Below are 22,001 nucleotides of genomic sequence, written 5' to 3' on the forward strand. Positions count from 1 at the left end.
AGACTTCCGAGCGCACGAAAAAGTGTATATCGGCACGTCGATGCGCAGCGCCTGTCGGCCACCCCACACTGCATCCTCGTGTTGTGAACCGTGATAGCAGGCAGCGTTCGTTCGGACTGGTCAGTGTTCGAGGTAGTACACCTGTTTCCGCGCGTCGCGGAAACTGTATCGAGAGCCGACGAGGTCCACATCCTCGAGTCGGTTGAGGGCGTAGCGGACGGTACGGTCGGGGAGGAGCGATTCCTCGGCGAGTTGACCCTGCGAGAGGGGCGAGTCGGCTTCGAGCACTTTCGCGACCAGTTTCGCACTCGGTGGGAGGTCACGAAGACGCTCGCGGTATTCATCCTCAGAGAGGGTCTCTTCGCCGGCGGCGGCACCGTCCTCGGTTGTACTCATGCTCATGTCTATTCCAGCGGAACCCCTGATGGTAAACCTTCCCTATATGTGGATACGAATAGTGAAGTTTGTATAAGGGGTATAAATGAGGTATAAACACAAGCGATGCGAGCGACGCGTCTTTGTAAATCAGCGCGATTGTAATCGAACATAGGCTTACAGCACTGTCCGTGGCTGTCTCGAGCAATTTTCGGGACACGAGCGCGAGTAACTCGAATTCGGAGGGCGGCCACTCACAACGCACGCGGCCACATCATGACACGTGGGAGTCACCTCTCGGGGTGGCTGACGGTGTGTTTCGTCGATAGACTCCAGTATCGTTTTATCCTCCGGCTACTGTAGTTGCGTCCAGTGTGAAAGGACAGGAGTGGTACCAAGCCGACGACGTCGCCGAGGAGTACGACGACAAGCGCTTCTCCCAGGGCGGTCAGCTGATCGACCGCCGCGAGAAAGAAGCCGTCCTCGAGGCAATCATGCCCGTCGAGGACCGGAACATCCTCGAGATCGCCTGTGGTACCGGGCGGTTTACGGTGATGCTCGCAGAACAGGGGGCAGACGTCGTTGGACTCGACATCTCGGCGGCAATGTTACAGCAGGGCCGCAAGAAAACCAAGAACGTCGAACTCGAGGGGACACTCGAATTCCTCCGCGGAGACGCAGGACGACTGCCCTTCCCGGACGATCACTTCGATACCGTCATCGCGATGCGGTTTTTCCACCTCGCTGACGACCCGGAGGCGTTTCTCACGGAGATGCGTCGGGTCTCGAGCGACCAGATCGTCTTCGATACGTTCAACCGATTCAGCGCCCGAAGCATCTACAACTGGGCGTTACCGATGGGATCGCGACTGTACTCGAAGAGTGAAGTGAGCGTCCTGCTCGCAAAAACCGAACTCACGCTCGTGGACGTCGAGGACGATTTCCTCGCGCCGTATGGGCTCTATCGGTCGATTCCGAACGGGCTCGCATCGCCGATCAGAACGGTCGACGAGACGATTGGCAAACTTCCTGTAGCGGATCACCTCGCGTCCGTCTCCTACTGGGATACGCGCGTGCGCTGATCGGGGGACCATTCATAGCGTCCTCCCTGCGATCGGTGTTCGGAAGGCTGACACGATTGCTGGGACGCAATACCAAAACCCCCTTGTTTTTACTACCGATGACCGTTAGGAGTGCATATGAAGCTCTCGGTCGTCGTCTCGACGCTCAACGATCGGGAGCAGTTGCTCTCGTGTCTCGATGCGCTCACCGAACGGACCCCGGACGCGACGGAGATTATCGTCGTCAACGGGCCGTCGTCCGATGGCACGTCCGGTGTGGTCCGTGATCGATCCGACGTCGACGTGCTCGTCGAAATTTCCGAACGGAACTCGAACGTCTCGAGAAACGCCGGGTTCGAGAGTGCGACCGGCGAGGTCGTCGCATTCCTCGACGGCGAGTACACCGTTTCTCACAGCTGGTACGACGCCATCGAAGCGACGATCACGTCCGGAACGGACGTCGTCACCGGTCCCGTTACGGGTCGTGACACCGACTACGAACGGTCGGCCAGAACGGTCGCCGGTCGGCAAGTGACAGAGTTCGACGGCACCAACGTTGCGTTCGCACGCACCGTTCTCGAGGCGTTAGATGGCTTCGACGAGGCGCTCGAGGTTGGTGGCGAACGAGACTGTGCACATCGGGTCGCCGGATTCGACTTCGACGTTACCTGGAACGCGGAGATGGCGGCGAACGACGAACTCGGGACCGACGGGGGGACGCCCGATCGAGAGTGGGGGATGGCCTATCATTCGTTCGCGTACCGACTCACGAAGAATTACGGCCCGCGACCGACGATTTTCGCCCGAATTTTCGGTAGTGCGCTCCGCGACGGCGTTGGCGGCGTTCGAAGCATTGTCGCCGGGGAGGAAACGCCGACGGACTGGACGTCGGATGGCACCGACGTCGTCTCGAATATCGCGCGCGGAATTGCCAGCGGACTCCGCGCTCGCTACACCGATCGCTCGGCAAAACGCAATCCACACGGTATCTCGACTCGTCACGACCGAGCGGTTCAACTCTACGACCGCCGGTAATCACGCACTTCGGGCGCGGTTCGTCACTTTGCCCTCGAGATCGAGGCGCTCGTTGCTTTCGAAGTTCTCAGTCACTGAATAGTGCCTTAGATCTCGAGTACTTCGTAGGAAATATCGGAATCTCGAAGCGTGTCGGTAACCCGCCCGACTTCGTCGGTCGTCGCGACTGTCGTCACCTGGAGGCCGCGTTCGGCACCTTCCGAGGCGACTTCGGCGGCGGCGAAGGCGACCGTCGGGTCGGCGTCGACCTGTCGACAGGCGACGACGGCTTCGACACCGGCAGCGACGACGAGGTCGGACGACTCACAGTGGTCGGCGATGACCGACGAGTCGACGACGTCACTTCCCCCAGATCTGACCGCAGGGACCTGCAAAACGGTCACTGACCCGGGTGAGAGATCCATGACGCCTTCGAAACTCGTGACACCGACGTCCGTTCCCGCGTCGGCGTCAGTGGTCGCCACGCCAGTCGCCGGCCCGTCGTCGCTGGGACTCGCGTGTAACAATCCGTTTTGCACCGAGAGGGTGACGGTTTCGCCTTCCTCGATATCATCGGTGGCGATGTACGCCGCCTCGCTCATCGCGCCGAGGACGTCGCCCGTAACGTGATCTGCGAATCGACGGACGTCGTCTGCGGCCCGAAACAGCCAGTCGACCCCCTCCGGAGTGACGCGATAGCGCGAGCGTCCCTCTTTCTCGACGAGGTCGTCGTCGACGAGTTCGCGAATGTACTCGCTGACTGCCTGACTCGTCACGCCGACCTCCTCGGCGATCTCACCCTGACTGACGGCGGGCTGGCGCTCTGCGATCTGGACGAGGATCCGAAAGCGCGTTGCAGCCCGTTTGTTATCGAGGACGTCGACCATACGCCAGTACTTTCACGAGCGTGCCAAAAAGCCCCTCGGTCAGCGACGACGGAGCCAGGCTATCGGTGCTCGTGTTTCGCGTTCCGATCCGGTAACGTACCGACCTCGTGACATAGGGGAGACTCGTCGGTCGACCGACGAGTCGTCAAGTTGATAGCGAGCGCGTTCGTCAGTAATCGATGACTATGTCGTTCGCTTTTTCGACGGCCGAATCGGTGTCGGTCGTCGGCCTCGAGGCTGCAGGCACGACGCCAGCGCTCCTCTCGTCGGTTGGGATGACGGACGCACTGGCGTGGGTTGCGATCGGCGCGTTTTTCCTCGCCCTGGGCCTCGAGTGGCAAGGTGCACGGGAGCCGGCGCGCTATCTGGGGACCGGTGCGTGGCTCACCTTCGGATTGTTCTGGCTCACGATGGTGCCGTACTACTACGCTGATGCGCAGAGTCCGTTGCAGACCGTTCTCGCGGTCGTCGCGCTGCCGTTGTGTGCCTACACCGGCTATCTGCTCTGGAACGGGCGACGCTCGCTGTTCCTCCTGACGAAAGCGATTGCCCTGATGGGACTCATCTATCTGCCGGCGGAGACGATTCCGTTCGTTCGCCAGTGGCTGATCGAGACAACGGCAGCCCAGACGCACGTCGCGATGGAACTGCTCGGTCACAGTCCGGGCATCAACGAGGGAACGAACGGCTACGAGAGTCGCTTCGACTTCGATCCCGACAAGACGGTGACCGGCCGGACGACGTACATCGTCCTCGCGTGTACGGGCCTCGGTAGCATGGCGATCTTCGGCGGTCTCATCGCCGCCGTGAACGCCCCGTTCAAACGAAAAGCCGCGGCGTTCTCGCTGTCCATCGTCGTCATCTGGTTCCTCAACCTCGTTCGCAACGTCTTCATCGGACTCGCCTCGCCGTGGGGCTGGTTCCAACAAGAATGGCTCGTCTCGTTCATGACGACGTACATGGGCGCACAGCCCGATCGCGTCTCGTATCTGGTCGCCCACAACTACATCTCGCAGGTGCTCGCGGTCGTCGCCCTCGTCGGGATCACGTACGTCCTCGTCAAGATTCTCCCCGAGATCCTCGCACCACTCGAGGAAGTCCTCTTCGTCCTCACGGGCACCGAGTACGACCTCTTCGAGGCACTCGGCAAACCCGATGCCCGTCCAGATCACCGCTACTCGTCACAGTGACCACGACTCCCTCCCTCTCGCTTTCCGACCGCGCGCTTTTCGTTCCCGCAGCCGACACGCTCGTGATCGCCGACGTACACCTCGGTCGGGCCGCCGACTCGAGCGTCGACGCGCCCATCAACGACGGCGAGGTCGTCCGCGACGCACTCACATCCCTCCTCGCCCGCACAGAACCCACGACGGTCGTCATCGCCGGTGACCTCCTCCACTCCTTTCAGACGATTCCACGGGGCGTCGAGCGGGATCTGGCTGCCCTCGAGGAAGCCATCAACGATTCCGGGGCCTCCCTCGTCGTGACACCGGGGAATCACGATTCGATGCTCGAGTCGGTCTTCGACGGCGAGACCGCGAGCGAGTATCGACTCGCGGACGACGAGACGGTCGTCTGTCACGGCCACGAACGACCGGAGACGGAAGCCGCGCGATACGTCGTCGGCCACGACCATCCGGCGTTGTCGGTCGAGGGTCGCAAACTGCCCTGTTTCCTCTACGGTCAGAACGTCTACAACGGTGCCGACGTAATGATGGTGCCCGCGTTCACTCCCCTCGCGGCCGGCGCGACGGTCAACGGAATGTACGCGCGTGACTTTCAGTCGCCACTGATTTCCAACGCGAATCGGTTTCATCCCGCCGTCTGGGACGACTCGAGCGACGAACCGCTGTGGTTCCCGCCACTCGGTGAGTGTCGACGATTGCTTTGAAAGTACACCTCGAGCACCACCCACCAAACCCGATCACTGCGAGCAGTCCTCGAGCACAGCCTGAGCCGCGTCCCGACCGCTTCGCATCGCACCCTGAATCGACGACCAGCGGGTGTAGTCGCCGGCCAGATAGACCGGCCCGTCGGGATCGCGGGCGTCTGGCAGCGTCTCGTGAACGCCTGGTAGTTGATCGAACTGTGCGAACTCGATACGTTCGGTGTGAAGATCCTCGAGATCCTCGAACGCTCCTTCGGGGTACCACGACTCGAGGGCTGTCTGCGTTCGCTTGGCCAGTTCGCCGTCGTCCGCTTCCGACTGGCCGAGGTACGTTGCACTCAGCAACGTCACCCCGTCGGGTGCGTACTCCGGCGCGACCGCGCTGTGTGGGACGACGTGATTCGGTCCCTCGTCGTCCACAGCGTTCAACAGGAGTCGTTTCCCCGTCTCGAGGTCGGCGTCGTCGGCCAGCGCGTAGTACTGCGTGACACAACTCCGGGCGTCGGTGGGGATGGACACGAGGCCGGTGAGTTCACGCGCCGTGGGCGGGTCGGTCGCGATGACGACGGCGTCCCAGTCGTCGGTTCCGCCGTCGGTCGTTACCCGCACGGAGTCCTCGCTCGGTCCGTTTCGAACCTTCGTCACCTCGCAATCGGTTTCGATAGTTCCGCCGACCTCCCGAACACGCTTGGCGAGTTGGTTCGGGATCGCTTCCATTCCTTCTGCGGGCACCGCAGCTCCACCCGTAGCGAGGGTTCGGAACGTGTACTCGAAGACCCGTCTCGAGGTCGATAGCGAGCGATCGAGCGTGATCCCGCCGTAAAAGGGCGCAACGAACCGCTCGACGAACCCGTCGGAAAACCCTCGGTTGCGGAGGCATCGTTCGATCGACTCGTCGCCTCCCTCGAGGTCGTCGAAGAACGTCTCTGGCTCGAGATCCCGAAGATCCCACCAGAGCCGCGCGACGCGGAGTCGGTCACCGATTGTGATATCGGCGTTGAACAGCGTCGCCGGGAGCGTTTGCGGCGCGTCGAGGGGATCCGCGAGCACGGACCGACGGTTCGGTCGGGCGATGGTGGCTCCGGAGGTAAACCGACGGAGATCGAGGGCCTCGAGATCCAGCTCCCGTTTGACGGCCGGATACGCGGGGAAGAGCACCTGGAACCCCTTGTCGAATCGGTATCCGTCTCGCTCGACAGTCCGAACTCGGCCGCCGACCGCGTCGCGGCACTCGAGGAGAGTCACGTCGGCCCCGCCGCCCGCGAGGTGACGCGCCGCGACGAGGCCGGCCAGTCCACCGCCCGCGACGAGTATCCGTGGAGTCGACTGCATACCCGCGTCTACGACGAGCGGACGGAAAGCGATTGACTCCCTTGCTGCTGGCGCGTGCCATTCCTGTGAGGTGTCGGCGACACTACTGGTGTGTGACACCGTCACACCAAGGGTGCTGAACTACCCGGCTCTCGAGAGTCGGGAACCCCCATGCCGGACGACGAGACTGGACCGGACGGAGAGGCGAAGTTCGACTTCACACGACGAGGCGCGATGATGAGCGGGGGCGCGTTCATCGGCGCGAGCATCCTCACGAGACGGGCGCGAGCGGAGACGACCGACTTCTCGCTCGAGGACGTCGAGGAAGCCGAAATCGAAAAGCAGGGACTACAGTTCTTCACGCTCGAGCAGGCCGAAATCGTCCAGGAGATGGCGAATCGGATCTACCCCTCGGACGACAACGGCCCCGGCGCGCCCGAGGCGGGCGTCGTCTACTTCATCGATCGACAGATGAACCAGGACTGGGGGCAAGGCGAGCGCTGGTACATGGACGGGCCGTTTCCCGGCGTCGAGCAACTCGAGTTGGATACGGCGGTCGAAGCGGCCGATCCGGTCGGCGATCCTACCGAGGCCGAAGGCGTCGGAACGCCGCCAGCCCACACCGAGGAAGCAGAGACGGACGACGGCGAGGATGACGAAGACGACGGGGACGACGAGAACAGCGCGAATGGGGAGAACAATGAGGACAACACTGCTGACTCGATTGCGTTCACTGCTACCGACGCAGGTATCCAAGAAGTCGACGAGGGAGATGACGACGACACGGACGGTGCGGACGAGGAGATGGCCGAAGACGACGGTGAAGAGACTCCTGATGAGTTCGAAGAGGAGCCAGACGATCCGGACGACGAGGAGACCGAAGTCGCGTGGGCGGACGAGGAGCCAGCGGCGGGTCAGGGCTGGCAACACCCCATGACACCCGCGGACGCGTATACGTACTCGATCGACTTCGTCGAGGCGTACTGTGAGGAGGAGTACGACGAGAGTTTCGTCGACCTCGGGGGCGAGGAGCAAGACGACGTTATTCAGGCCTTAGAGGACGACGAGGTCGAGACGTTCGAGGGACTCGAGCCGAGTGACTTCTTCCTCCTCTTGCGCGAGAACACGCTCGAGGGCATGTTTTCCGACCCGATGTACGGCGGGAATCAGGAGATGGTCGGCTGGCGGCTGAAGAACTTCCCCGGCTCTCCCGGCGCACTGGGGAGCTTTCGAGAACACATCGAGGACGACGAGTACCAAGAGGTGGACGAACCTCGGAGCATCGCGGACGACGTCGAAGAAATCGGCCTCAATCCGGACGGGGACCACGACCATTGAGCCGAGCGGCGAAGCGGTGTGTGGACGTGCGGCGTATCGACGACCGACCAAACTGCGACACACTGAGAGAGTAATCCAAATGGCAGAAGAACTCGACCCCGTCGACGTCGTCACCGTCGGCGTGGGCTGGACTGGCGGTATCATCGCGAAAGAACTGGCACAGGCAGACTACGACGTCGTTGGCCTCGAGCGCGGGGGGGAACGATCCACCGAGGACTGGCTCACCGTCCACGACGAACTGGGCTACGCGATGCGGTATAAACTGATGCAAGACCTCTCCCGGGAGACGATCACCTTCCGACACGAGCCAGAAGACACGGCGCTCCCGATGCGTCGCTACGGGGCGTTTCTTCCCGGAACCGGCGTCGGCGGCGCTGGCGTTCACTGGAACGGCGTCACTTGGCGATTCCTCCCCTACGACTTCGAAATCGAATCCGAGACGATTGAGGAGTACGGCGAGGAGGCGATTCCCGACGAAATGCAGCTTCAGGACTGGGGAATTACCTACGAGGAACTCGAGCCCTACTTCGACGAGTTCGAGTATACGGCCGGGATTTCGGGCGTCGCCGGCAACATCGACGGCGAGATTCAGGACAACGGAAATCCCTACGAAGGGCCCCGGTCACGGGATTACCCGTTGCCGCCGATGATGCAGTCGCCGCCCCTCGAGGTGTTCGCGGAAGGGGCCGACGCGGCCGGCTACGAGCCGTTCATGCAGCCCTCGGCGAACCTCTCGGAGACGTACGAAAATCCCGACGGCATCAACCTCGGGCAGTGTGAGTACTGTGGCTACTGCGAGCGATTCGGCTGTGAGTGGGGGGCGAAGTCCGATCCCACCGTGACCGTTCTTCCGGCCGCCGAGGACACGGGGAACTTCGAACTGCGGACGCACTCGAACGTCGTCGAACTACTCTACGACGAGGACGAGGAGGAGGTCACTGGCGTGAAGTACGTCGACTCGCGGACGAACACCGTCTACGAGCAACCCGCCGACGTCGTCGCCCTCACCGCGTACGTGCTCAACAACGTGCGCCTGCTCCTCTTGTCGGGTATCGGAGAGCCCTACGACCCCGAAACGGGCGAGGGAACCGTCGGGAAGAACTACTGTTACCAGAACATGGGTGGCAGCGCCACGGGCTTCTTCGAGGACGAAGAGTGGAACCTCTACATGGGCGCGGGTGCGCTCGGGGCCGCGTTCGACGATATCAACGGCGACAACTTCGACCACGAGGACGAAGAGTTCCTCCACGGCGGCTCCGTCTCGATCAGCCAGACCGGCGAGCGACCGATCGCGAACAATCCGGTCCCCGAAGACACGCCGTCGTGGGGATCGGAGTTCAAAGAAGAGAGCCTCGAGTACAACCACAGTTCGCTGTCGATCTCCTGTCAGGGTGCCGTCTTGCCCTATCAGGACAACTACCTCGACCTCGATCCAAACTACACTGACGACTACGGGTTGCCCTTGATCCGGATGACGTTCAACTGGCACGATCAGGACTACGCGCTCGCGGAGTACGCCAGCGACGTCTGCGAGGAGGTCATGGAGGAGATGGGTGCCGACCAGGTCGACGCCAGCGGCGGCCTCGAAGGCGACTTCGACATCATCCCCTATCAGACGACTCACAACACCGGCGGCGCGATCATGGGTGCCGACCCCGACGAATCGGTCGTCAACAACTACCTCCAGTGTTGGGACGCACACAACCTCTTCGTGCCCGGCGCGTCGGCGTTCGCCCACAACAGCGGCTACAACCCGACCGGAACCGTCGGTGCGCTAGCCTTCCGCGCGGCGGAGGGAATCGAGGAGTACCTCGAGGAACCGGAGGTGCTGGCCGATCCGGAGACGTAGGTGCCCCTCCGCGAGCGGGCGTCTCCGTGAGCCGTTCAGAGATCCGTCAGAAACCTGAGTGCGAGGCCGATCAGGATGACGATTACGCCGGATACCGTCGCGATGGGCGGAATCGGGATGAACAACAAGACGATACCGGCGAGGATGACGAGGGTCGAGACTCGGACCATACGGGCCGTTCGACGACCCGACGGGTAGCTCTACGGCTGGCATGAACAGCGACTCGAGCGCATCTCGTACCGATTCGGGCAAATTCTGGCCGACCTGAGCTATAAACCGTCGGAGAGAGACGCTGTCGTATGGTCGATGCGACGCTTTCAGTACTCGAGCGCGGGACGATCACGACCGACGTGAACAACATCATCGAGGGCCAGACGCTGGGCACGGCCGACGAGCCGAATCCGCAGACGCTGATGGGTGATGGCCCCGTCTACAACCTCGTGATCGACCACCCCGAGGCGACGATCCTCTGGGACACCGGCTCTCATCCCGAGGCGGATTCGGGCCACTGGCCCGACGACCTCTACGCCGCGTTCGAACACACCGGGCTGCGTCCGCTCGAGGACGACCTCGCCGACGCCGGCTACACCATCTCAGATATCGACTGCGTAATCCAGACGCATCTCCACCTCGATCACGCCGGCGGCCTCCAGGTTTTCGCGGGCACTGAGACGCCAATCTACGTCCACAAACGGGAACTCGAGTTCGCCTACTACAGCGCAAAGACCGACGAGGGCGACGACGCCTACATCGCCGGGGACTTCGATCACGACCTGAACTGGCGGATCGTTCACGACGACAGAGAACAACACTTCACGGATCTCGAGTTCGTCCACCTCCCCGGCCACACGCCAGGGTTACTCGGCGTGAAACTCGAACTCGACGGCGTCGGAACGGTCGTTCTCGCCGGCGATCAGGCCTACACACGCGCGAACTATCACGGCGAACTCCCGATGGGCGGCGCATTGCTCTGGAGCAAACGCCACTGGCTCGAGAGTCTCCGAACGGTCCAAGACCTCGAGCGTCGCCACGACGCGACCGTTATCTGCGGACACGACGGCGACGATCTCGAGGTGTTGGCGGATCTACCGTAGTCACCGCAAGTCGGTGCACACCGGGACGAAAGCGAGTTGCCGAGGTCGGTACGACTTTGCCGGTCGAACCAGCGGTAGTTGGTATGGGTACGACTGACGATGCGGACGTAACCGCTGAACCCGACTTCCAGCCAGTGTTCGAGAATCGCGTGCGATTCGCCGAAACCGACAAGCAGGGAATCGTCTTCTACGGCGAGTACTTCACCTTTCAGGACGAGACCGTCTCCGAGTTCTTCCGCCAGATCGAGTACAGCTACGAGCAGATGGAAGCCGACAACTGGCAGGTCCACGTCGTCAACACCGAACTGAACTACCGCGCCGCGGCCGAGTTCGGCGACCGACTCGTCAACGAAATCCGAATCGTCGAGATGGGAACCTCGAGTTTCACGTTCGACTACCGCGTGAAACGCCTCGAGGACGAGAAACTCCTCGCGGATGGCAGCGTCACGCAGGTCGCCGTCGACCTCGAGACCGAGCGCCCAATCACCGTTCCAGACGAGTTTCGCGAAGCGGTCGCCTCGTTTCAGGGCGGTCTCGGGGGCGACGCCTAACTGAACTGGGCCAACACACTGTGGAGACGATACGGAGCTGATACGGAGCTGATTCGGAGCTAATTCGAAGCTGATACGGAGCTGATGTGGACGAATTTCGCTCGAGGAGGGGTCCAGTTGGAGCCCTGGCAATTGTGCGGAAAAATAACTGTGGGAACCGACTGCGCCCCGTCAGTGAACGCCGACGTACGCTTCGCGGACGTACTCGTTGTCGTGGAACTCAGAGGCCGTTCCCTCGAGTTCGATTTCGCCGGTTTCGATCAACGAGAGCCGTTCGGCGTGGCGTAACGCGAACGTCGAGTTCTGTTCGGCCAGCAAGATGGTCAGCCCCTCGTCTAGCAGGCGCTCGATGGCCTCGCTGATGTCCTGAATGATCACCGGAGCGAGCCCGATCGTGGGCTCGTCGAGCATGAGCATCTCGGGGTCGCTCATCAGCGCGCGACCGATGGCGAGCATCTGTTGCTCGCCGCCACTCATCGTTTCGGCCTCCTGCTCGCGTCGCTCGTCTAAGCGCGGGAACAGGTCGTAGACCATCTCGAGGTCGGCTTCGACGGCCTCGCGATCGTCTCTGAACTGGGCACCCATGAGCAGGTTTTCGTGGACCGAGAAGAACGGGAACAGGTCCCGGTCTTCGGTACAGTAGATCAGCCCGTCTTGGACGATATCTTGGGCTCGTTCGTCGGCGAGATCACTGCCGTCGTAGCGGATCGTCCCCTCGTAGTCGACGAAGCCGGCGACGGCGTTCAGCATGGTCGTCTTGCCGGCCCCGTTCGGGCCGATGACGCCGTAGATCTCGCCGCGCTCGACGGATACCGAGACGCCCTTGAGCGCGTGTGCTTTGCCGTAGTAGACGTGTAGATCGTCGATCTCGAGTAGTGGGTCGCTCATTGTGTCACCTCGCCAGCGAGGTACGCTTCCTGGACGTCGTCGTCGCCGGCGATCTCCTCTGGGGTCCCCGCCGCGAGGAAGTCGCCGTTGTTGATGACGACGATTCGGTCGACCAGTCCCATCAGGCCGCCCATGTTGTGGTCGACGACGACCTGCGTGATTCCTTCCTCGCGGAACTCCTCCATCTTCGCCGCGAGTTCGGTGATCTCCTGTTGGTTCATCCCCGCGAACGGTTCGTCGAGGAGCAACATCTCCGGCTCCGTCGCCAACGCTTTCGCGATTTCTAAGCGACGAACGCCCGCGTGGGGCATCGATCCTGGGTGCTCCTCGAGTTGGTCTTCGATATCCACGCGCGCGGCGTACTCGGCGATCTCCTCGTCGCTCGCGCCGCCGGAGAACGCCAGAATGGAGTTCGGCAACGTGAACAGCTTGATGTTCTCACGAACGGTCATGTCATCGATCGGGTTCGACTCCTGGGAGACTCGAGAGAGCCCGCGGTTGACGATTTCGTGAGTCGAGTCGTTCGTGATCTCCTCGCCGTCGAAGTGGATCTGTCCGTCGGTGACGTTGTAGATCCCCATGAGGCAGTTGAAGACGGTCGACTTGCCCGAGCCGTTCGGGCCGATCAAGCCGACGATCTCGCCGCGTTCGACGGTCATGTCGAAGTCGTCGACGGCGACGAGCCCACCGAATCGCTTGGTGAGTCCGTCGATCTCGAGGAGCGTCATCGGTCGTCACCTCCGAGGCGTCCGAGCCAGTTCCAGAGTTTCCGCCCGAGCCCGTCCCGTGCGAACACGAGGACGAGTAAGACGAGCGTCCAGAGCACGGCGTATCTGGTCGTCGTCCCGAAATCGATTATCGGCAGGACGTTTCCGACCCCCGGGAGCACGTAATCGTTCGCGACGATGAAGAAGAACGCCCCAGCGACCGGCCCGAGAATCGAGCCGATTCCGCCGAGGACGGCCATCGCGATCATCTCGATGCTGTTGTCGACGATGACGAACAGCTCCGGATTGACGGTCCCGAAACGGTGGACGAGTAAGACGCCACCAATCCCCATCGGCACCGAACTCACCGCGAACGACCAAATCTTGAACTTCGTCGCGTCGAGTCCCGCCGCCTCGACGGCCGATTCGTTCTCGCGGATCGCCTTGAACACCATCCCGTTGTTCGACCGGGAGATGTAGAGCAATCCGAGCGCGACGAGGAGCATCGGCACGAGCGCGATGTAGTAGCGAACCTCGTAGTAGAACAGTTCGAACCCGAGGATGGTCGTGTCGCTACCGTACGTGTAGATGTTCCTCGAGATGCCCGTCTCTCCGCCGGTATACTCGCTGAGTGGTCGGAGCATCCGGTAGAAGACGAGCACCGCGGCGAACGTAATCAACGAGAAGTACGGGCCACGCAGCCGAAGCGACGGCAACGCGATGACAAGCCCGATGAGCACCGTCATGACGACCGACAGTGGAATCGTAATCCACAGGGACATGTTCGGGTCCACGTTGTAGATCAACATCGCGGTCGTGTATCCGGCGGCACCGGAGAGCACCGAGTGCCCGAAACTGATGTAGCCGGTGTAGCCGCTCTGGATGTCCCAGCCCATCGCGAAGATGGCCCAGATACACGCGAGCGTCAACGCCTGCATGAGCGCGAGGTGACTCGGCAACATCGCGCTCCAGAACGGTGCGGTGAGCAGTGCGAGTACGGAAACGGCGATGAACGCGAACTGCACCGTGTTCATCGATCCGAACGGCGTCGTGAATCGCGGTGTGCTATCAGTCATGGACGAACTCCCTCCCGTAGAGGCCTTCCGGCAAGACGATCAACACTGCCACGAGCACGATCAGCGCGAAGATGCCCTGATAACTCGCACCCAGTTGGGTGATCGCAATCGTCTCGAGGTAGCCGATCAGGTAGGCAGCGACGATCGAGCCCTTGATGCTCCCGATCCCGCCGATAACGACGATGATGAACGCCAGCGCGAGCGGGTTCAACCACATCTCCGGGTTCGCGGGGTACGTTCGCGTGCCGAGGAAGACCCCCGCGAGGCCGGCGAGGCCGCCGGCGATCAGCCACGTTCGGGCCTTGACGGCGCGGAGGTCGACACCAGTCAACTGCGCTCCGCGTTCGCTCATCGAGGCCGCAAGAATCGACCGACCCTGGTCCGTTTTCGTCACGTAGTACCAGAGTAGTCCGATGGCGATCCACGAGGCGACGAACCCGAGGAGGTCGTTGTACCTGACGCGAACGCCGACCGACTCGAGGTGGAACGAGCCGCCCCAGACGGCGAGCGTGTAGGAGTTCGTCGTGAACTGCATCGTCGCGAGCTCCGTGAGGAGGAGCGCGACGACGACGGTCGCCAGGAACGTGATCACGATGTCGTCTTCGATGAACTGCACCAGTCCGACGTAGAGGACGTAGGACGCGATTGCGGCGATTGCAATCGCGACGATGAACCCGACAACAGGATGGAGTCCGACGAAACTGGCGTCGGTGACGACCAGGTACGTGTACGCACCGATCATGATCAACCCGCCGTGGGCGAGATTGAGCACGCCACCGACGCCGAATATCATCGTGAATCCGACGGCGATGAGCGCGTACACGGCGCTGAGCATCGCTCCGGTGACGAGTATCGAAATAATACTATCTAACATGCCTCACATCCAGTCGGGAGCTTGGTGGTCTGCCGTCGCGTACGTCTCTGGGAAGACGCACTCGACTTCCCCGCCTTCTTGCCACTGCGTGATGGGGAAGTTGACGATTCGGTCGTCTTCGTCCCGGACTTCCTGGACGTCGTGGGGGTACTCGTCGTCTTCGCCGTAGAGGCTGATCTCGCCCGCAGTCCCGTCGTAGGTGAGACTGAGCATGGCGTCGACGATGTCGTCGAGGTCGTCGTCGTAATCGGCAGTTCCGGCGTCCTCGACGGCTTCCTTGTAGAAGTTGATCGCGTCGTACGTGTTGAAGCCCATGTACATCGGCATGCTCGGCTCTTCGTCGCCGTACTCCTCCTGATAGGCCTCGACGAACGACATGGTTTCGTCGCCGTCGCTCATCTCGGTGACGCCGCCTGCGCCCGCCTGTCCCGTCGACTCGTAGAGGCACGCACCGTTGGTCTGATCCCAGAACTCGGGCGACATCGACGTAACGTGAATACCCTCCATCGCGAAATTGTACTCCCCTTGCCACGTGGAGACCAGATTCGCCCCATTGGCGTGTGCAGCGATCCGAAGGACGACGTCGACTCCTTCGCTTTCGAAGGAATCGTAGTACGAGGTGAAGTCGTCCGTCTCGATGTCGGCGGCTGTCTCGTAATCGAGCGAGAGGTCAGTTTCCTCGAACAGGCCGGGAATCTCGTCGCCGAAGGGCACTGTCCACGCAGCGTCGTCACGAAGCAATCCGAACGAGGTCCAGCCGTGTTCGTCGGCGAGGAACTCCGCGTACTCGACGACCGACTCCGCCTGGAGCGACGAGTTGATCGGTCCCGTTCTGAAGATGTTCTTGTACGTCTCGTAGTCCTCGCCGTGGTAGTCGACGACAGTCTCCGTGTCGGCAGAACCCGTGATGATGAACGGCACGTCGCGTTCGGCGACGAAGTCCATGATCCCCTGCGTAACCTCGGTGACGAACGTTCCGACGAGGAGGTCGATGTTGTCCTCGACGATCATCGTCTCGATAACAGCCTCCGCATGGTCGACTTCCGCTTCCGTATCACCCGTCAAGAGTTCGACCTCCTGATCGAGAATTTCGTCGATTTGGTCGACTGCAATCTCCGCACTCTGTTCCGACCCAATCCCCATCGGCTGCGTCGTCGGGCCGATGTGGCCGATTCGAAAGACATCGTCGTCACCACCACGGCCAGCACACCCTGCAACTGTCGTCATCACGGCCCCCGCACCGGTTGCAGCCAAAAACCGTCGACGATTCATTCCTGTCGCACTTCGCTCCCGATCACCTACAGATTCAGTTATATTTGACATTGCTGAACACAGACACACGTCGTGTCATCGCTGATTTTCCAGTGGCATCTATTAAATGTATGTATCCAATATTAGGCTCCTGAAATGAGCGATGTACACAGGTAACTATCCTACCGTTACCAGTTCACATTTGTAAGCGCAGCTGCCTGCCCGTATGGTGTATTTAGGTCAATAATTCGTTAAATCGTCGAACTCGATGCCCGATCGGATTACGTCTCTCGAGAAAAGACCGACTCGAGGCCGTCCACTGACTCCGGCATTCGATAGACGCCCTGTTCTTTCTCGAGGACCCCTTCGTGCGTCAGGTGATCGAGGTGGGCGAACGCCTCACCCGGCCCGTGAACGATGTGGATCCCCTCGAGGTCGCCGAATAAGCGCTCGCTGACCGTCCACGCGTCCGCCGGCCCGTGTTCCTCGAGCACGCCGAGGATGTTCTCGCTTCGCTCGCGGTGGTGGTCGAGGATTTCGAGGGCTCGCTCGCGCGGGTTCTCGATCGGATCGCGGTGGCCGGGCCAGACTCGTTGGTACTCGTGGTCGGCGATTCGACGCAAAGACGCGAGATACTGCTCCAGTGGGCGCTCGACGCGAACGTCTGCCCCGCCAACGTTCGGCGTGTAGACCGGCAACAGTGCGTCCCCGACGAACGCCTCCGTTCCATCGGCCACGTCGAAACAACTGAGGCCGGCCGAGTGACCGGGTGCGTGTACCGTCTCGAGGGTGTCTCCCCCGACCTCGAGTCGATCCCCGTCTTCGACCGGCGTCACGGACGCGCCATCGCCTTCGATGCTGATCGCGTCCTCGAAAAACGCCAACAGTTCCGCTTGTTCGTCCTCGGGAACGCCCCACTCGTCTAAGTACGCCTGTCGCCGCCGTTCGACGGCGGCGATCGCCTCGGAATCGCGTTCGACCATCGGCGCGTCGGCCTCGTGGACGTACACCGTCGCGTCACTCTCCGCTTGTATCTCTCCGGCGAGTCCCGCGTGATCGACGTGAAAGTGCGTCAGGACGATGTCGTCGACGTCCGAAAACGCGTAGCCCCGTTTCTCGAGTCCGACACGCAACTGCTCACGAATATCCGGCGTCGCGATGCCGGTATCGACCAGCGCGAGTTCGTCCTGTTCGTCGTCTGCGAGCACGTACGCGTTGTTTCGGCCCTCGAACTCGTCGTTCCCCAGCGTAATCCGATCCATGTCGACACAGAACACGTTCCTCGCTCTTAATTCACCTGATAGGATCGGGGTCGACCACGAACCCTCCGTCTCTCACTCGAGTTCGGCGCGCAACTGCTGATTCACGTCGCCTGGGTCCGCACTCCCTCCCGTCAGTTTTGCCACCTTTTTCTCGTCGGGATGCTCGCGAGACTCGCACCCACTCCGAGAAAAATCTGGACCAAAAGCCGAACGCTCGTGACTTACGGACACTGTCCGTTCGCCTCTTCGCGTTCGGTACCGTTCACTCGAGTTCGGCGCGCAACTGCTGATTCACGTCGCCTGGGTCCGCACTCCCTCCCGTCTTTTGCATGACCTGTCCAACGAGGAAGTTGATCGCGCCGTCGTCGCCCGATTCGTAGTCCTCGACCGCCTCCGGATTCTCGTCGATGGCCTCAACAACGGCCGATTGGACCTCGTCGCCGCTCGTCTTGCCGAGTCCCGCTTCGTCGACGATTTCGTCGGGTGTGGCCCCCTCGTCGAGCATCGACCGAAGCACCGTCTCGTGGGCGTTCTTCGACGTGATCTCGTCCTCGGCGACGAGTTCCACGAGTCGCGTAACGTCCTCGAGTCGCCCCTCGAGATCGGTGATCTCCATATCGCGGTAGTTGAGTTCGCCGAGTAAGTTGTCCGCGACCCAGGTGGCTGCGAGGTCGGGGTCGAACTCGCTCGCGACGTCCTCGTAGAAGTCCGCGACCTGCTTGGTCGACGTGAGCTTCGAGGCGGCTTCCTCGTTCAGGTCGTACTCCGCCTGAAAGCGCTCGCGACGGGCCGTCGGAAGCTCCGGAATGTCGATCTCTTCTTTCCAGTGTGAAACCCGAAGCGGCGGCAGGTCGGCCTCCTCGAAGTAACGGTAGTCTTTCTCCTCTTCTTTCGAGCGCATCGAGACCGTGATACCGCGGGACTCGTCCCAGTGGCGCGTCTCCTGTTCGACCGCACGGCCGCGCTGGATCGCGTTCTTCTGGCGTGTCTCCTCGTAGGCCAGGGCCTTCTCGGCACCTTTGTGACTCGAGATGTTCTTGACCTCGGTTCGGTTGGCCGACTCGAGGGCGTCCGTGCCGATCTCGCTCACGTCGTCGCTCTCGATGTCCTCCTCGGGGATGATCGAGAGGTTGGCGTCGATCCGCAGGCTGCCGTCTCGCTCGGCGTCGAAGACGCCCAGGTACTCGAGAACCTCCTCGAGTTCGGCGAGAAACGCTCGAACCTCGCCGGGGCTTCGGAAGTCGGGTGCCGTGACGATCTCCATGAGGGGCGTGCCCGCGCGGTTGTAGTTGACCAGCGTGTAGTCCGCGGAGTCGATTCCCCCACCGCCGCCGACGTGCTGGAGGCTGCCCGGGTCTTCCTCGAGGTGTGCACGCTCGATGGTGACCGTGCGTCGGTCGCCCTCGACGGAGATCTCGAGGTCGCCGTCGGCACAGATCGGTTCGTCGTACTGGGTGATCTGGAAGTTCTTGGGCAGGTCGGGGTAGTAGTAGTTCTTCCGGTGAAAGCGAGTCTCCTCGGGGATTTCGGCGTCGATCGCCTTGCCGATCTTGACCGCGGCTTCGACGGCGGCCTCGTTGAGCACGGGCAGGGCACCCGGCAGGCCGAGACAGACTGGACAGACGTTTTCGTTCGGCTCGTCCGTCTGTGCCGTCGAACAGCCACAGAAAATCTTCGTGTCGGTTTCCAACTGGACGTGAACCTCGAGGCCGATGACGGTGACGAGGTCGCCCTGCTGGACGGTCTGGGCAGTCATTGGTGGCGGTTCGGTCCGGGTGGGGTAAAACGTAACGGGATCGGGTGACTTACGCTTCGTCGCCGTTTCCTCGGTCTTCCGGTGGCACGGGGCCGATAGCTAATTCCGCCGAACCGAACGGCTCGAGCGTCTCGTCGAACGTCGCGGTCAGTTCGGTGTTAGGGAAGAATCCGATGACGTAGGCCGTCTCCTCGCCCGTATTGGAGATGGCGTGTGGCACCATCTCGGGGACGACCGCACACTGTCCGGCTCGCAGGTCGATCGTGTCGTCACCGACCGTCGCCTCGACGGCTCCTGCAGTCACGACGAGGAGTTCCTCGTTGCTGTCCTCGTGGGACGGCAGGTAATTTCCGGGCTCGATTTCGATACAAACGATCATCGACTCCTCGGCACCGGCGTCGGTTCCGTTCGGCATTCCGGGTGTCAGCGGGAAGTACCCGCGGACTCGGGCGTGTTCGTCGCTCTCCTGATACACGTCTGCTCCCTCGAACTGGTCGAGGTCGACGGCTCGAGGCGCTTCTGAGTGGTTCTTCGATGTTGTCGCCATGGTAGTACTCCTCGTGTGATTATGGGCCGTCTCACGACGGCACGTCTCGTGCCGACTCGCTGTAGGGCGACCTATATCACGTGAAGAAACGCGCCCGGAGAAGATAACGATTGTTCAGGTCAGTGAGAGACACCGCATAGACAACAGAACGGTGATTGCCTGCCCTCACAACGAGAGTCTCTCGAGTTGGTACTACCGTGCGTCTTCGAGTTCCTCGAGTGCGTCCGGGTTCTCGATACTGCTCATGTCGCCGAGATCCTCGCCGGTGTAGGTCGCCTCGATGGCGCGACGAATGATCTTGCCTGACTGCGTTTTCGGGAACTCGTCGACGAACAGTACCTCGCGGGGACGGAACGGTTTGCCTAACTCCTCGCCGACCTGTGCGCGCAGTTCCTCGCGTAACGCGTCCGACACCTGGTGGCCGTCGTCGAGGACGACGTAGGTGACGACCGCCGTTCCGGTCGTGTCGTCCGGCGCGCCGATGGCGGCGGCCTGGTTGACGGCCTCGTGGTCGATCAACGCACCTTCCACTTCTGCAGGGCCGACCTTCCGGCCCGCAACGTTGAGCACGTCGTCCGCGCGGCCGTGGAGGAACCAGAAGCCGTCTTCGTCCTTCTGGGCCCAGTCGCCGTGATTCCACATGTCCTCGAACGTCGACCAGTACTCGTTGAGATACCGGTCGTCGCCCGACCACAGCGACTTGGTCATCGACGGACAGGAGTCTCGAGCCACGAGGTAGCCCCGTTCGTGGTCGTCTTCGACGGAGTCGCCCTGTCGGTCGACGATGTCGATGTCCATTCCGAGCCCCGGCCCGCCCAGCGTACAGGGTTTGAGCGACTGATTCGGCAACGGCATCAGGAAACAGCCACAGATCTCCGTCCCGCCGGAGATGTTGATGATCGGGGCCTCGCCGTTGCCGACGTTCTCGTAGAACCACTGCCACGATTCAGGGTCCCAGGGCTCGCCGGTCGACCCGAGTAGCCGAAGCGAGGAGAGGTCGTGGCCCTCGAGCCAGTCGTCGTCTCCGGTTCCGCCGGAGCCGGATGGCTCGTCAGCCGTACTCTGCCGCTTGCCGTGTTTCCGGAGCGCGCGAATCGCGGTCGGCGAGATGCCAAACTGCGTGAGGCTGTGGCGGTCGATCATTTCCCAGAATCGGTCGGGTTCGGGGTGGTCGGGCGCGCCTTCGTACATGAAGACGGTGCCGCCGAAGGTGTGGGTGCCGATGAGCGTCCACGGCCCCATCATCCAGCCGATGTCCGAGACCCAAAAGAGGCGATCCGCGGGTTTGAGATCCATCCCGAAGAAGACCTCCTTCGCACACTGCACCTGTACACCCGCGTGGGTGTGGACGATTCCCTTCGGTTTCCCCGTCGTCCCCGACGAGTAGAGGAGCATCGACTCCTGGCTTGAGTCGAGCGATTTCGTCTCGTACTCGTCGTCTCGCGTTTCGATCGCGTCGGCCCACCACGCGTCGCGGTCGTCGTTCCAGGGGACGGTGTGTTCTGAGGACTCGGTACTCGCGCCGAGTCGATCGAAGACGATCGTGTCCTCGACGTAACCAGCCTCTTCGATCGCCTCGTCTGCTGCGCTCTTGAGATAAACGGGATCGCCGCGGCGGTAGAAGCCGTCGCCCGTAAAGAGCACCGAACACTCGGAGTCCTCGATCCGAGTCGCCGTCGCGTCCACCCCGAAGCCCGAGAAGATCGGGACGGCGATCGCCCCTACCTTGAAACAACCGTAGAGAATCGAGGCGACTTCGGGGACCATCGGCATGTAGAGCCCCACCGTATCGCCCGTCTCGATACCGCGTTCCTCGAGCGCGTTCGCGACCTGACTCGACTGGCGCTCGAGTTCGTGGTACGTTACTTCACGCACCTCGCCGTCTTCGCCCTCCCAGATGGTCGCGACTTTGTTTCGTCGCTCCTCGTCGACAGCGGCGTGACGATCCGCGACGTTGTGAGCGATGTTGAGTTCCCCGCCGGGATACCAGTCGCTGAACTGTGGTCCCTCGCTATCGTCTCTGACGGCATCGTAGGGCTCGTAGAACTCGATATCGAGGTAGTCGACGAGTTCGTCCCAGAACCACTCGAGGCCCGATTCCTCGACACCGTCGATATCGGTCGTCGATCGCTCGATGAGTTCGTCAGTGTCGTCGATACCGTGCGTCTGCATGAAGTCGTGGACGTTCGTCGACTCGACGAACGACTGACTCGGTTCGTGAACGACACGATCGACGTCCTCGAGACTGGAATTCGGTGTGTCCCCTGACATC

General features: G+C 61.9%; 21 protein-coding genes. 8 read left to right on the forward strand and 13 right to left on the reverse strand.

Annotated elements, in window-relative coordinates; translation table 11 throughout:
• Positions 1 to 120: 120 nt before the first annotated feature.
• Entirely contained in the window at positions 121 to 402 is a 282-nt protein-coding gene (locus BLW62_RS02695; RefSeq protein WP_090504805.1) for a MarR family transcriptional regulator, read from the reverse strand.
• Positions 403 to 749: 347 nt separating this feature from the next.
• Here BLW62_RS02695 and BLW62_RS02700 point away from each other — a divergent pair, with 347 nt between their 5' ends.
• Together BLW62_RS02700 and BLW62_RS02705 are read left to right on the forward strand one after the other, a co-directional pair.
• Complete coding sequence (locus BLW62_RS02700) at positions 750 to 1,457, forward strand: class I SAM-dependent methyltransferase (protein ID WP_090504808.1); 708 nt, start codon at positions 750 to 752, stop codon at positions 1,455 to 1,457.
• A gap of 117 nt (positions 1,458 to 1,574) precedes the next feature.
• The gene (locus BLW62_RS02705; RefSeq protein WP_090504811.1) at positions 1,575 to 2,471 is read left to right on the forward strand and encodes a glycosyltransferase family 2 protein; all 897 of its coding nucleotides are present in this window, start codon (positions 1,575 to 1,577) and stop codon (positions 2,469 to 2,471) included.
• Positions 2,472 to 2,557: 86 nt separating this feature from the next.
• On the opposite strand, the gene BLW62_RS02710 is transcribed toward BLW62_RS02705, so the two are convergent.
• Positions 2,558 to 3,337: a DUF7839 domain-containing protein gene (locus BLW62_RS02710; protein ID WP_090504814.1), complete on the reverse strand. Its 780-nt coding sequence runs from the start codon at positions 3,335 to 3,337 to the stop codon at positions 2,558 to 2,560.
• Positions 3,338 to 3,516: 179 nt separating this feature from the next.
• Here BLW62_RS02710 and artA point away from each other — a divergent pair, with 179 nt between their 5' ends.
• Positions 3,517 to 4,527 (forward strand): archaeosortase A, encoded by a 1,011-nt coding sequence (artA, locus tag BLW62_RS02715; protein ID WP_090504817.1) that lies wholly within the window; start codon positions 3,517 to 3,519, stop codon positions 4,525 to 4,527.
• The gene (locus tag BLW62_RS02720) at positions 4,524 to 5,228 is read left to right on the forward strand and encodes a metallophosphoesterase (protein WP_090504820.1); all 705 of its coding nucleotides are present in this window, start codon (positions 4,524 to 4,526) and stop codon (positions 5,226 to 5,228) included. Before artA ends, BLW62_RS02720 begins: the two co-directional genes overlap by 4 nt.
• Positions 5,229 to 5,261: 33 nt before the next feature.
• Here BLW62_RS02720 and BLW62_RS02725 read toward each other — a convergent pair whose 3' ends face one another.
• On the reverse strand, positions 5,262 to 6,557 hold the full coding sequence (locus tag BLW62_RS02725) for an NAD(P)/FAD-dependent oxidoreductase (protein WP_090504823.1): 1,296 nt from the start codon (positions 6,555 to 6,557) through the stop codon (positions 5,262 to 5,264).
• A 150-nt stretch (positions 6,558 to 6,707) separates the two neighbouring features.
• Here BLW62_RS02725 and BLW62_RS02730 point away from each other — a divergent pair, with 150 nt between their 5' ends.
• Positions 6,708 to 7,874, forward strand: coding sequence for a gluconate 2-dehydrogenase subunit 3 family protein (locus BLW62_RS02730; protein ID WP_090504826.1), 1,167 nt, complete (start codon positions 6,708 to 6,710; stop codon positions 7,872 to 7,874).
• 79 nt (positions 7,875 to 7,953) lie between these two features.
• Entirely contained in the window at positions 7,954 to 9,723 is a 1,770-nt protein-coding gene (locus tag BLW62_RS02735) for a GMC family oxidoreductase (RefSeq protein WP_090504828.1), read from the forward strand.
• A gap of 35 nt (positions 9,724 to 9,758) precedes the next feature.
• Here BLW62_RS02735 and BLW62_RS02740 read toward each other — a convergent pair whose 3' ends face one another.
• The gene (locus tag BLW62_RS02740; RefSeq protein ID WP_090504831.1) at positions 9,759 to 9,893 is read right to left on the reverse strand and encodes a transporter; all 135 of its coding nucleotides are present in this window, start codon (positions 9,891 to 9,893) and stop codon (positions 9,759 to 9,761) included.
• A gap of 129 nt (positions 9,894 to 10,022) precedes the next feature.
• Here BLW62_RS02740 and BLW62_RS02745 point away from each other — a divergent pair, with 129 nt between their 5' ends.
• Positions 10,023 to 10,817, forward strand: coding sequence for an N-acyl homoserine lactonase family protein (locus tag BLW62_RS02745; protein ID WP_090504834.1), 795 nt, complete (start codon positions 10,023 to 10,025; stop codon positions 10,815 to 10,817).
• An 83-nt stretch (positions 10,818 to 10,900) separates the two neighbouring features.
• Positions 10,901 to 11,368, forward strand: a complete 468-nt coding sequence (locus BLW62_RS02750) for an acyl-CoA thioesterase (protein WP_090504837.1) — start codon at positions 10,901 to 10,903, stop codon at positions 11,366 to 11,368.
• A gap of 171 nt (positions 11,369 to 11,539) precedes the next feature.
• On the opposite strand, the gene BLW62_RS02755 is transcribed toward BLW62_RS02750, so the two are convergent.
• From BLW62_RS02755 to BLW62_RS02795, 9 genes are all read right to left on the reverse strand, one after another.
• Complete coding sequence (locus BLW62_RS02755; protein ID WP_090504840.1) at positions 11,540 to 12,256, reverse strand: ABC transporter ATP-binding protein; 717 nt, start codon at positions 12,254 to 12,256, stop codon at positions 11,540 to 11,542.
• Positions 12,253 to 12,984, reverse strand: coding sequence for an ABC transporter ATP-binding protein (locus BLW62_RS02760; RefSeq protein WP_090504843.1), 732 nt, complete (start codon positions 12,982 to 12,984; stop codon positions 12,253 to 12,255). Before BLW62_RS02760 ends, BLW62_RS02755 begins: the two co-directional genes overlap by 4 nt.
• Positions 12,981 to 14,039 carry a branched-chain amino acid ABC transporter permease gene (locus BLW62_RS02765; RefSeq protein ID WP_245726651.1) on the reverse strand — a complete coding sequence of 353 codons (1,059 nt, stop codon included), beginning with the start codon at positions 14,037 to 14,039 and terminating at the stop codon, positions 12,981 to 12,983. The genes BLW62_RS02760 and BLW62_RS02765 overlap by 4 nt, the downstream gene beginning before the upstream one ends.
• The gene (locus BLW62_RS02770) at positions 14,032 to 14,913 is read right to left on the reverse strand and encodes a branched-chain amino acid ABC transporter permease (RefSeq protein ID WP_175459663.1); all 882 of its coding nucleotides are present in this window, start codon (positions 14,911 to 14,913) and stop codon (positions 14,032 to 14,034) included. Before BLW62_RS02770 ends, BLW62_RS02765 begins: the two co-directional genes overlap by 8 nt.
• 3 nt (positions 14,914 to 14,916) lie before the next feature.
• Positions 14,917 to 16,140: an ABC transporter substrate-binding protein gene (locus tag BLW62_RS02775; RefSeq protein WP_090504846.1), complete on the reverse strand. Its 1,224-nt coding sequence runs from the start codon at positions 16,138 to 16,140 to the stop codon at positions 14,917 to 14,919.
• Between the two features lie 305 nt (positions 16,141 to 16,445).
• Positions 16,446 to 17,426 (reverse strand): MBL fold metallo-hydrolase, encoded by a 981-nt coding sequence (locus BLW62_RS02780; protein ID WP_090506390.1) that lies wholly within the window; start codon positions 17,424 to 17,426, stop codon positions 16,446 to 16,448.
• A gap of 262 nt (positions 17,427 to 17,688) precedes the next feature.
• Positions 17,689 to 19,182 carry an Asp-tRNA(Asn)/Glu-tRNA(Gln) amidotransferase subunit GatB gene (gene gatB, locus BLW62_RS02785; RefSeq protein WP_090504848.1) on the reverse strand — a complete coding sequence of 498 codons (1,494 nt, stop codon included), beginning with the start codon at positions 19,180 to 19,182 and terminating at the stop codon, positions 17,689 to 17,691.
• Between the two features lie 49 nt (positions 19,183 to 19,231).
• Positions 19,232 to 19,729: a cupin domain-containing protein gene (locus BLW62_RS02790; protein WP_090504851.1), complete on the reverse strand. Its 498-nt coding sequence runs from the start codon at positions 19,727 to 19,729 to the stop codon at positions 19,232 to 19,234.
• 192 nt (positions 19,730 to 19,921) lie between these two features.
• Complete coding sequence (locus BLW62_RS02795) at positions 19,922 to 22,000, reverse strand: AMP-binding protein (RefSeq protein WP_090504854.1); 2,079 nt, start codon at positions 21,998 to 22,000, stop codon at positions 19,922 to 19,924.
• Between the last annotated feature and the right edge of the window lies 1 nt (position 22,001).

Origin of the sequence: Natronorubrum sediminis (assembly GCF_900108095.1) — an archaeon.
Classification (GTDB): domain Archaea; phylum Halobacteriota; class Halobacteria; order Halobacteriales; family Natrialbaceae; genus Natronorubrum; species Natronorubrum sediminis.

Bases quoted from the DNA above. Each gene is read 5' to 3' on its own strand.
- BLW62_RS02750 (WP_090504837.1), top strand. From the start codon at position 10,901: ATGGGTACGACTGACGATGCGGACGTAACCGCTGAACCCGACTTCCAG.
- BLW62_RS02770 (WP_175459663.1), bottom strand. From the start codon at position 14,913: ATGTTAGATAGTATTATTTCGATACTCGTCACCGGAGCGATGCTCAGC.
- BLW62_RS02710 (WP_090504814.1), bottom strand. From the start codon at position 3,337: ATGGTCGACGTCCTCGATAACAAACGGGCTGCAACGCGCTTTCGGATC.
- BLW62_RS02790 (WP_090504851.1), bottom strand. From the start codon at position 19,729: ATGGCGACAACATCGAAGAACCACTCAGAAGCGCCTCGAGCCGTCGAC.
- BLW62_RS02705 (WP_090504811.1), top strand. From the start codon at position 1,575: ATGAAGCTCTCGGTCGTCGTCTCGACGCTCAACGATCGGGAGCAGTTG.
- BLW62_RS02795 (WP_090504854.1), bottom strand. From the start codon at position 22,000: ATGTCAGGGGACACACCGAATTCCAGTCTCGAGGACGTCGATCGTGTC.
- BLW62_RS02725 (WP_090504823.1), bottom strand. From the start codon at position 6,557: ATGCAGTCGACTCCACGGATACTCGTCGCGGGCGGTGGACTGGCCGGC.
- BLW62_RS02740 (WP_090504831.1), bottom strand. From the start codon at position 9,893: ATGGTCCGAGTCTCGACCCTCGTCATCCTCGCCGGTATCGTCTTGTTG.
- BLW62_RS02730 (WP_090504826.1), top strand. From the start codon at position 6,708: ATGCCGGACGACGAGACTGGACCGGACGGAGAGGCGAAGTTCGACTTC.
- BLW62_RS02735 (WP_090504828.1), top strand. From the start codon at position 7,954: ATGGCAGAAGAACTCGACCCCGTCGACGTCGTCACCGTCGGCGTGGGC.
- BLW62_RS02775 (WP_090504846.1), bottom strand. From the start codon at position 16,140: ATGACGACAGTTGCAGGGTGTGCTGGCCGTGGTGGTGACGACGATGTC.
- BLW62_RS02765 (WP_245726651.1), bottom strand. From the start codon at position 14,039: ATGACTGATAGCACACCGCGATTCACGACGCCGTTCGGATCGATGAAC.
- BLW62_RS02755 (WP_090504840.1), bottom strand. From the start codon at position 12,256: ATGAGCGACCCACTACTCGAGATCGACGATCTACACGTCTACTACGGC.
- BLW62_RS02760 (WP_090504843.1), bottom strand. From the start codon at position 12,984: ATGACGCTCCTCGAGATCGACGGACTCACCAAGCGATTCGGTGGGCTC.
- BLW62_RS02745 (WP_090504834.1), top strand. From the start codon at position 10,023: ATGGTCGATGCGACGCTTTCAGTACTCGAGCGCGGGACGATCACGACC.
- BLW62_RS02695 (WP_090504805.1), bottom strand. From the start codon at position 402: ATGAGCATGAGTACAACCGAGGACGGTGCCGCCGCCGGCGAAGAGACC.
- BLW62_RS02780 (WP_090506390.1), bottom strand. From the start codon at position 17,426: ATGGATCGGATTACGCTGGGGAACGACGAGTTCGAGGGCCGAAACAAC.
- artA (WP_090504817.1), top strand. From the start codon at position 3,517: ATGACTATGTCGTTCGCTTTTTCGACGGCCGAATCGGTGTCGGTCGTC.
- gatB (WP_090504848.1), bottom strand. From the start codon at position 19,182: ATGACTGCCCAGACCGTCCAGCAGGGCGACCTCGTCACCGTCATCGGC.